We start from the raw sequence: 10,013 nt of genomic DNA on the forward strand, positions 1-10,013 counted from the left end.
GTTACCACCAAGTTGTGTACAGCGCGATTAAAATAATCGCGATAATCGCAGTGTGTAGATTAAAGGATGGCGTGGTCGCAAAAGACACTTGGCTTAAATCCACAGTATTACTTGGCTGCGTTCTTGGGCGCAGTAAAGACACCAACACCCCGAGTCCTAAACACAAAAGGAACACCACGCTCATGCGATCCATAAAAGGCAATGTCGGCCAAGTAAACTTAAGTACAAATGACCCTACGGCGGAACCCAAAGCCGCCGCAATGGCGCCTGCCGGTGACGCTTTACGCCAGAACATGCCCATTAAGAAAATCACCACAATACCCGGCGTAAATACGCCAGTAAATTCCTGAATATATTGGAAGGCTTGGTCAAATTTACCCAGTAACGGCTCCGCCATGATCATCGCAATCACTAGGCTAACTAAGGTTGCCGCCCGGCCCACAAACACATAATGGGTTTGTGATTTAGCCGGTTTGAGATGACGATAGATATCCATAGTGAAAATGGTTGAAATGCTGTTAGTCATCGAGGCCAAAGACGAAACAATTGCCGCCACTAACGCCGCAAACACTAACCCCTTAATCCCAACTGGCATCAGCTCTATCATCGACGGATAAGCTTGATCGGGCGCAGAAAGATTGGGATATAAAACAACAGCGGCGATACCGGGCAACACCACAATAACCGGTACCACTAGCTTTAAGTAAGCCGCAAATGCCATGCCTTTTTGCGCTTCACGGATATCTTTAGCCGCCAATGCGCGTTGAATAATGTATTGGTTAAAGCCCCAATAACTTAAGTTCATGATCCACATGCCGCCCACCAGCACTGAAATGCCGGGTAAACTCATGTAAGCCGGATTATCACTGCTTAAGATCATGTCAAAATGCTCAGGTAGTTTCTCAGTCAACACACCAAAACCGGCTATCACACCCGCACCATCGGATACAGCATCTAAGGCCAAGTAACTTAAGATCAATCCACCAAACACCAATAACACGACTTGGATGATATCTGTGTAGGCAACGGCTTTTAAGCCACCATAAAGCGAGTATGCCGTTGAAAAAATGGCCAACATCATCATGCCTGTAAACCAATCGATTCCCGTGACCGTTTGAATCGCCAAACCACCGAGCCACAGCACAGCGGTTAAGTTTACAAACACATACACCGCAAGCCAGAATAGCGCCAACACTGTCTTTACTCGGCTATCGAAGCACTGCTCTAAGTACTGCGGCATAGTGAAAATCTTGTTTTTCAAAAAGATAGGCAACATGTACTTACCGACCAATAGTAAGGTAATGGCCGCCATCCATTCATAGGAGGCAATAGCCAAACCTATGGCATAACCTGAACCTGACATACCGATAATCTGTTCGGCTGAAATATTCGAGGCAATCAACGAGGCACCAATCGCCCACCAAGGTAAAGCTTTACTGGCGAGGAAGTAATCTTCAGTATTGCGCTCGTGATTTTTCTCTGAGCGTGAAATCCATAATGCAACCAACAACAAACCAATAGCGTAAATGGCTATGATGGCGATATCGAGTGTAGCGAGCTTCATATTCTGTACTCTTATTATTGTTTTATCTTATGTTAATGCGCTAAACGGCAACGAAGGCCCCATCGACCGCATGGCATAAATAGACATCGGCCTTAAGCCCTGTCGCCGCGTGATAGTCCTCGGCTAATGTGGCAAGCACGTTATCCACATGGCTACGTTCAGTTAGTGCCACTACACAACCGCCGAAACCGCCACCAGTCATACGGGCACCGCCATATTCACCAAGCTTGTCGGCCAACAAGGACACTAGAATATCTAACTGTGAAGTGGTGACTTCAAAGTCATTTTTCAGAGAATCATGTGACTCAGCCATTAATGTGCTGATCTGTGCCATATCGTGACGATTAAGTGCCGCTAACATGTCACAGGTGCGAAGACTTTCACTGATCACATGGTGGGCTCGGCGATAAAGTATCGGTTCTAGATCCGCTTTTGCGGCATTAAGCTCGGCTAAGGTCACATCACGTAATGAGGTTTTACCTAATAAGGCTGCAGCTTGTTCACACTGTTTACGGCGAGTATTGTATTCGCTATCAACTAAGCCACGCTTTACATTGGAATTGACTATGATGATGGCAAGATCTTCAGGCATACGAGCGTATTGAATGTCTAGACTACGACAATCAAGCAACATAGCGTTGTGCTGTTTACCCATGGCAGAAATCATCTGATCCATAATGCCGCAGTTGCATCCCACAAACTCGTTTTCGGCTTGCTGCCCCATCAAGGCTGCTTGTACGCCAGATAAAGGTAAATCATACAGTGCCGCCATGGTCTTTAAGGTCACCACTTCAAATGAAGCCGATGAACTTAATCCCGCGCCGCGTGGCACATTACCTTTGACCACTAAATCGGCACCACCAAAATCTGGTAATGCTTTAGCCAGTGCAATCAAACTGCCGCGGACATAGTTGCTCCACGACGAAACCTTATCAAAAGCGATATCATCGAGGGAAAAACTAATGCGTTCACCATCACAATCCAGCGCAACTACATTGATAGTGCGATCATTTCTTGCTTTACCTGCCATCCAAGTGCCAAAGTTAATCGCGGCGGGTAACACAAAACCACCGTTATAATCGGTATGGTCACCAATCAAATTCACACGACCTGGTGCATGGCTAATTTGTGTCGCAGCATAACCAAAGTGCTCTACAAATGTCTGCTCCAGCAGGGCGATAATGTCCGACTGAGCCACTGCTTGACTCATCGCATTGATATCATCATTGCTATTATGGGTTAGGTTCAACGTATCTTGATTCATGTTTAAGACTTCATTTTATAGTGAACGGGAGACAACTGACGTAGGCGCTCGGCGGCCTGCTCAGGGGTCAAATCTCGTTGGGCTTCGGCAAGCATTTCGTAGCCAACCATAAACTTACGCACAGATGCGCTACGCAGTAATGGCGGGAAGAAACTGGCATGTAAGCGCCATTCATCATGTGCTTCGCCATCGTATGGCGCACCATGCCATCCCATCGAATACGGGAAGGAACACTGGAACAGATTGTCATAGCGAATGGTAATTTGGCTCAAAATATCTGCCAAGCTGGCCTGCTGACTGGCGCTTAAATCTGTCATACGCTGAATTGCAAAACGTGGCAGTAGTAAAGTTTCAAATGGCCAAGCGGCCCAATAAGGCACAACCACTGCCCAATCTTCATTGCTCACCACCAAACGCTCACAGCTGACAACTTCTTGCTCCACATAATCGGCAAGCAAGGCTGTACCCTGTTGCTTGAAATACTCACTCTGACTTTGTTGCTTGCGCTCTATTAGTGTGGGCAGTTGGGTCTGGGCCCAAATTTGCCCATGGGGATGTGGATTGGAGCAGCCCATAACAGCGCCTTTATTCTCAAACACTTGCACCCAAACATAACGCTGGGATAAATCGGCACACTGACTCTGCCAAGTTTCAATCACTTTAATGATTGAATCAACTGAGAGCTCAGGTAGGGTTTTAGCATGATCGGGTGAGAAGCATATTACTCGACTCTCACCTTGTTCGGTACGCATGCAAAACAGTGGAGAATTTTGTTGAAATTTTGGCGTATCAGCTTTTAACGCAGCAAAGTCATTGGTGAAAACAAACGTATCTGTGTAGCTCGGATTAACCTCACCATTAATACGTGTGTTACCCGAACACAAAAAGCAGCTCGGATCGTGACTCGGCTTTGGCGCGTCATCGACAGCCTCAACTTGGCCTTGCCAAGGACGTTTTGCCCTATGGGGCGACACTAAAACCCATTCTCCCAGCAGCGGATTATAGCGGCGATGTGGGTGTTCAGTCGGATCAAATTCGGGGTTCATGATATTACTCAACTCATTCATGGTATTAGAATTTCAACTCTGCAGTTAAAGGTGTAACGGCATTTTCAAGGTTGAAACTTGCTCGCAAGTGCGCGCCTTTGGCGCCGTTATGTACTCGAACTAAAGCCGTAGCAACGCCTTTTTCAGTCACTATCGCTTCAGGGTTAAGTACCTCAATAGCGCTATCGGCTTCAAAGCTGACGACTTTGCCATTCATAGGAACTGTGGTGCCATTAGTATCAACTAATCTGACATTGACAAATAACACATCACTGCCAGTAGGATTAACAGGTACACCTGCGGTATCGAGTGAAATCTCAAGGGCGTGAATCGCTTCTGGGGTGCTAACACTGTGGGTTGCGACTAATTTATTGCCAATAAAAGCCTTCGTACTCAACTTTCCGGCCTCAAAACGTGGCAGATGAAAAGTAAAGGGTGGATGAGGCAGCTTGTCTGTATTCGCGCCGTTATCGGGCGTTTGACGGGCAATTAATTTGCCATTTAACCATAACTCGACGGCATCCGCGTTACTAAAAACCCGAACATTTGGCGAAGAGTCCGCTTGCCAATCTGAAGCGATATACACCATAGGTCCGGCATTGTATTGGGTTGACGTTAACGCCGGATCACGCTGACTTTGGAACAGGTAATAACTGAACTTAGGCTGACGATAAATACTCATAATGCCAGATGCTTCTAAGTCATTGGCATAGCCACGGTTATAGTCAAACATCACCCAATAACCATCAGCAAACGCTGGAGTGTGAAGATTATCGTTATGCGCTTCCTGTAGGTTCATCGCTTGTTGTAAAAGACGTTTCTCACCCGCACCGAGTAACTGACGACTGGTGCGTTCATCATCTTTTAAATCAGCCCATGACTGTTGGTTAAGACCCGCATTTTGCGCATAGTATTCCCAGTCACCGTACTCAGACACATTGTACGGCTGAATAGGTGTTTGATAATGCTGCATTCTATGTTGACGTGCTTGTAAATAGATATCGTATTGAGTCTGCCAACCTGCAGACATAGCACCAGGTAACTCCGCCTGAATAATACCTTTTAAATGCTCAATAAACGCCAGTGGCATCTCAGTTTCATTGAGCGAACATTCCCATGCTAATACGCTGGCATGATTGCGATCACGACGTATTAAATCTTTGCAAGATTGGTACGTTTGCTCAGCAAATGCTAGATCTGGAGAGTAATACTGCCAACCTAATATGTCATCAATCAGCACTAAACCTAATTCATCTGCAGCATCCATGAAAGCTGGTGAATGGGGATAGTGAGATAAACGGACATAATCAAATCCAGCCTCTTTAATTTTGATCGCATCCCGGTAATCAGCCTGATTTGAGGTGGCATAACCGACATGGGGATAATCTTGATGACGATTAACACCGCGTAAAAAATAGGGTTCACCATTAATCAGCAACTCATGCTTAGCATTAAAGGCGAACTCACGAATTCCAACGTTATTATTGCTTCGCTCAAGCAAGGTTTTACCTTGCCAAAGTTCAGTATTTAATTGATAAAGATTTGGATGAGTTGGATGCCACAGCTTTGGCTTTTTAACCGTTAGGCTCTGGTCAAAGACTTGCTGGCTATTGGCAGCTAAAGTGTAGCTTTGCGCTGTTGTTGCAACCGCTTTACCGTCGAACTCAAGCACCTGTTTTAAGGTGAAGTTAGCCGGTTTACTACCTTGATTACGGATATCGGTCTGAACGGCCACACTTGCCTTAGCCTTATTGTCTATCTTGCTCGAAATCAGTAAACCGCCACGATTAGGTAAATTAGTCAGCATCTCATCACTGACGTGCAGTGGCGCTTTAATGAATAAGTTAACCTCGCGGTATAAACCGCCATAGGTATTAAAGTCGAGTAATTGTAGCGGTTTAGGACCAGTTGTTGGATTATCGTTATTGTCTAACTCCACCCTTAACTGATTGTCAGCCCCGTAATTTACTGCAGTTGATATATCAATACTGAATGGCAGATAACCACCTAAATGCTCACCTATTGGCTTATCATTTAACCACACTCGAGTGGAGTTCATTGCGCCTTCGAAACGTAGGTAAAGACTTTGTCCTTGCCACGATTTAGGGGCATTGAATTGCTTTTGATACAGAGCAATACCCTGCCATTGGTCATTAACCAACAAAGGTTCAAGCTTAGGAGTATGGGGTAAACTCACCTTTTCCCATGCTTTAGCTTCAGGCTGAAACACGGTTGCGTGTGCGGGTGACTTTTGGAATTGCCAATCCTCGTTGAACGACAGTTTGATAGCAGTCTGCGCCTGTGGCGAAGCCTGCACTTGCACACTGGGGAAACACAGTAATACAATTGCAAACAACAACTTGAAATACATACCAAGGTACCTTATAAACGGAATAAACCAAAAACTAGAAATCCCGGTAGTGAAAAATGAACCAAGGCGCTCACATAAGTGAGCGCTTCAGTTATGGTCACATAGAGAGCGTAAAGCCCAACACGTAACGGCGACCCCACTCTGCATTTTCTGCTACACGGGTTTTATCGTTGTCCCAATAACTTGTTGACGCTTCGTTAGTCAGGTTTTGCCCCTGTAACATCACTTTAAAGTTATCAGTGAACTGATATGAAATACTCGCATCTACAGTAGCTTGGGCATCATATAAGGAGATTTCGCTTGGATCCCAGCTATTGATCCCAGTGTATTCACTACGGTAGTCATAGCCTACTCGTGCTTCAAACCCTTCCTTGTAATACCACAAGGTCACGTTACCGACATTTTTAGATAAGCCTGCTAAAGCATATGGATTATCCTGTGGTGTGAATTCTTCCACTTCTGAATCAGTGAAGGAATAGTTAGCGTAAATGCCTAAACCATCAAATGGTGCCGGTAAGAAATCAAAGCCCTGTTGGTATAAGACTTCAAACCCTTTAATTGCACCGCCATCGCCATTGACTGGGCCGCTATATTCATAGTCGACACCATCCAAGGTTTTAGTGCTGGTCGCAATACCAATATGGCTCTGCATGTCTTTATAGAATAAAGACACTGTCATAGCACCACTGTCAGAGAAGTAATACTCGTAGCCAAGATCTACCTGATTGGCAATATATGGATCTAGCTCAGGGTTACCACCAGAAGCGGTATTTGGCGTTACTGTAGTATCGATTGAAAAACCGGTACGCATTTCAATCAACGGAGGACGTGACATAGTACGTGCTAAGCCGAAGCGTATTTGTGAATCATCAGTTATATTAAACAACAAGTTAAGTGATGGCAGCACTTCTGTGTATTCATGATCAATACTCGCAGAACCTAAAGAGCCATCAAGCAATTGCTCATAACCTTCTGATGTTGAGCGAGTATTTACAACACGAACGCCAATATTGCCCGAATAAGGTGTATCGCCCCATTCACTGTTGATATTTAACATCACATAGGCAGCACTGTTCTTTTCAGTTAAATTCCAAGATGCGAGCTTATCGGCGCTGTTTTGCAATGCATAATCAGCACTACCAAGCCCACCAAACGCATCATGTGCGACTTTATCCCAATCCTTTAATGCGTAAAGGTTAGGCACCTTATAGCCACCACCAAGAGCATAGCTTGTGCCGTAATTAGTTAAGCCATTATCAGCAACAACGGCTTTCTGCCAGTCTATGACACGGTTTTCCTTCTCGCGATCTGAATAACGTATACCGAAGCTTAATTGTTGAAAAATTCCCCAATCGACATAACGCTCAAAGTCTACACGGGTATTCACCATTTGATCCGACAGGTCGCGGTCATTATCGCCGATCATACCAATATCTTGTTCTTCCCAAACACCGGGTGCCGTCTCAACCCATTCCATGGCCCCTAAGGTGTAATAATCTGGATTAGAGATGTCTATTGCACTTAACCCTTCCGCCGAATTATCATGCACTTCAGCGCTGAAACTATTACCATCGGCCACACTCCAACCTAAATCATAACTAGGGCCGTTGTAGCTAGAGATAATATCAACCCATACAGAATCGATTTGTGCTTTAGAAAAACCGACATCCGCTTTAATGCGCCATATATCGCCTTCCCATACCGCATTCAATCCTGTACTCAACAACTCGTTTTCTTGGAACCAAGTTGCGTTATGCACCTCATGGTTTGCATAGGCTAACCCGCCTCCAACAAGCTGTTCACTACCGTCGGCCTTTGTGATGATCTCGGGCTGAGCTGCAGAATTGTTATAATTCCAATTTTTACTGCTTTGATAATTTCCTAAGTCATTGAAGTACATTTGATCTTCACGTTCTTCAATTTTAAACTTTGAATAAAACAGATCGTATTTTAGCTTTAGTTTATCAGTCGCCTGCCACTCTAGGATCCCCATAGAGCCTAAGCGTTTATTGGTACCAACTTTATCACCTGACTGTGCGCCCCAAGGTGCAGACTCTTGGATACCATTATCGTTAATATCGCCTCTATCAGCGCCATTATTGTAATTCCAACTTTTAGTACCACGTTGTACTGAAGGCTGATCCTGATAAGCAATACCGAAGGCATAACCTAAGTTATCGGTAATGTTATCAACGATACTAAAGCTCAATTTAGAGCCATTGGTTTGCCCATCTGGCAATTCATCAGCCAGATCGTAGTACATACCATTAGCGCTTAATGTTACTTTACGTTCGCTTTGCGCTAATGGACTGACAAAATCCATATTCACTAAGCCAGAAATACCGCCTTCAACATTACTGGCCGTTGGACTTTTATACACTTGAACCGAATTAATCAATTCAGCAGGAAATTGTTCGTAGCGCACATCACGACTTGGCTCACCACTAACAATCTCACGGCCATTCAAAGTGGCCATATTTAACCGAGGCCCCATACCACGAATTGAAATACGACTTGCGTTACCACGATCGCGATCGGCAGCCACCCCAGGCAGACGAGCAAGAGCGTCAGTAATAGTCACATCAGGCATATTGCCAAGATCATCGGTAGAAATTGTTTCGACTGTTTGTGATGAAGTACGTTTGCTAAACAGCGATTGTTTTAGAGTTGAGGCAAACCCCCTAACTTGTATTACCTCAACTTTTTCTTCGGCAGTAGCTGTAGCAGCAACCTCTGTTGTTTCTTTTTTAGTATCATCTTCCGCAGCAAAAGCATGAGTTACATAGCATAAAGGGAGCAATGCAACTGCGACTTTACTGAGTTTGAATATATTATTTTTCATTATCTTATCCATTCTCTTAACATTTATTTTTATAGAGTAGAGAGCGCGACAACCATTTTGTTAACTAGATGTATCCATCTAGCAGATATTTTATAACATCAAGGGTAAACGTTTTCCACAAAAATTTGCACGATTACGGGTAAAAAAAGGGTAAAACTATGTTTTTAAATGGATTAAAATTTATTGTAAATTAAGAGGATTTGCGTATTTTGCTCTAATATCGGGCATTAACCCAATGGAGTGCATCAAGATAGCGCAAATGAACTAAAAGAAATAAAGGGAAAAGGAACTAAATAGTGTTATAGAAAAGATTTACTCACCGAGTAATATAGGAAGAGTTAACTTGCTCAATCTTAAAAGGATAAATTGAATATTGCAGACTGAAATCAGAGTGCGGATTTGCCAGGAAAAAATAGCAACGGAAAAGACAAAGGCCTAGCATTTCTGCTAGGCCTTCTAAATTTGGCAGGGGTGGCAGGACTCGAACCCGCAACCATCGGTTTTGGAGACCGCTGTTCTACCAATTGGAACTACACCCCTGTTGACGAGGGGCATTATGCTAAACCCCCTTCCAAAGGTAAAGTACTTTTTCAAATAAAGTGCTCAATTGCAGTTTTTTCACACAAGTAAGCCGTTCAAAAGCATTTATGAGTAGCTTATGCTTTTACAGGATGCCAGTGGACATTGATTAATTTCGATTGTGATATGGCTAAGTTGCGAAAACTTACTTTCAAGTTGTTGCTTTAATTGCACAGCATCAATGTCACTATGGACTAGTAACGAGACAATCGCAGCATAATGTTCAGCGCTTACCTTCCAAATATGAAGATCAGTAACAATAACGCCATCATGCTCGAGGAAGTGTTTTATTCGTGACTTCTTGTCCAACCCGATTGAATTATCAAGCAAGATTGGACTCGTTTGCT

General features: G+C 44.1%; 5 protein-coding genes, 1 tRNA gene and 1 pseudogene. All 7 read right to left on the bottom strand.

Annotation, left to right across the window (positions count from 1 at the left end; genetic code table 11):
- Position 1: 1 nt before the first annotated feature.
- Complete coding sequence (locus H5185_RS13020; protein WP_182698652.1) at positions 2-1,564, bottom strand: sodium:solute symporter family transporter; 1,563 nt, start codon at positions 1,562-1,564, stop codon at positions 2-4.
- A gap of 40 nt (positions 1,565-1,604) precedes the next feature.
- Positions 1,605-2,828: a galactokinase gene (gene galK, locus H5185_RS13025; RefSeq protein WP_182722439.1), complete on the bottom strand. Its 1,224-nt coding sequence runs from the start codon at positions 2,826-2,828 to the stop codon at positions 1,605-1,607.
- Positions 2,829-2,830: 2 nt separating this feature from the next.
- Positions 2,831-3,874 carry a UDP-glucose--hexose-1-phosphate uridylyltransferase gene (locus H5185_RS13030; protein WP_182742317.1) on the bottom strand — a complete coding sequence of 348 codons (1,044 nt, stop codon included), beginning with the start codon at positions 3,872-3,874 and terminating at the stop codon, positions 2,831-2,833.
- A 25-nt stretch (positions 3,875-3,899) separates the two neighbouring features.
- On the bottom strand, positions 3,900-6,245 hold the full coding sequence (locus H5185_RS13035; protein ID WP_182742318.1) for a glycoside hydrolase family 2 TIM barrel-domain containing protein: 2,346 nt from the start codon (positions 6,243-6,245) through the stop codon (positions 3,900-3,902).
- Positions 6,246-6,342: 97 nt separating this feature from the next.
- Complete coding sequence (locus H5185_RS13040; RefSeq protein ID WP_182742319.1) at positions 6,343-9,087, bottom strand: TonB-dependent receptor; 2,745 nt, start codon at positions 9,085-9,087, stop codon at positions 6,343-6,345.
- Positions 9,088-9,550: 463 nt separating this feature from the next.
- Positions 9,551-9,627, bottom strand: a tRNA-Trp gene (locus H5185_RS13045).
- Positions 9,628-9,732: 105 nt separating this feature from the next.
- A pseudogene (locus H5185_RS13050) lies at positions 9,733-10,013 on the bottom strand (cation transporter); the annotation flags it as partial.

This window comes from Shewanella sp. SG44-6 (assembly GCF_014164185.1).
In the GTDB taxonomy this organism is placed as follows: domain Bacteria; phylum Pseudomonadota; class Gammaproteobacteria; order Enterobacterales; family Shewanellaceae; genus Shewanella; species Shewanella vesiculosa.

Bases quoted from the DNA above. Each gene is read 5' to 3' on its own strand.
- H5185_RS13020 (WP_182698652.1), bottom strand. From the start codon at position 1,564: ATGAAGCTCGCTACACTCGATATCGCCATCATAGCCATTTACGCTATT.
- H5185_RS13030 (WP_182742317.1), bottom strand. From the start codon at position 3,874: ATGAACCCCGAATTTGATCCGACTGAACACCCACATCGCCGCTATAAT.
- H5185_RS13040 (WP_182742319.1), bottom strand. From the start codon at position 9,087: ATGAAAAATAATATATTCAAACTCAGTAAAGTCGCAGTTGCATTGCTC.
- galK (WP_182722439.1), bottom strand. From the start codon at position 2,828: ATGAATCAAGATACGTTGAACCTAACCCATAATAGCAATGATGATATC.
- H5185_RS13035 (WP_182742318.1), bottom strand. From the start codon at position 6,245: ATGTATTTCAAGTTGTTGTTTGCAATTGTATTACTGTGTTTCCCCAGT.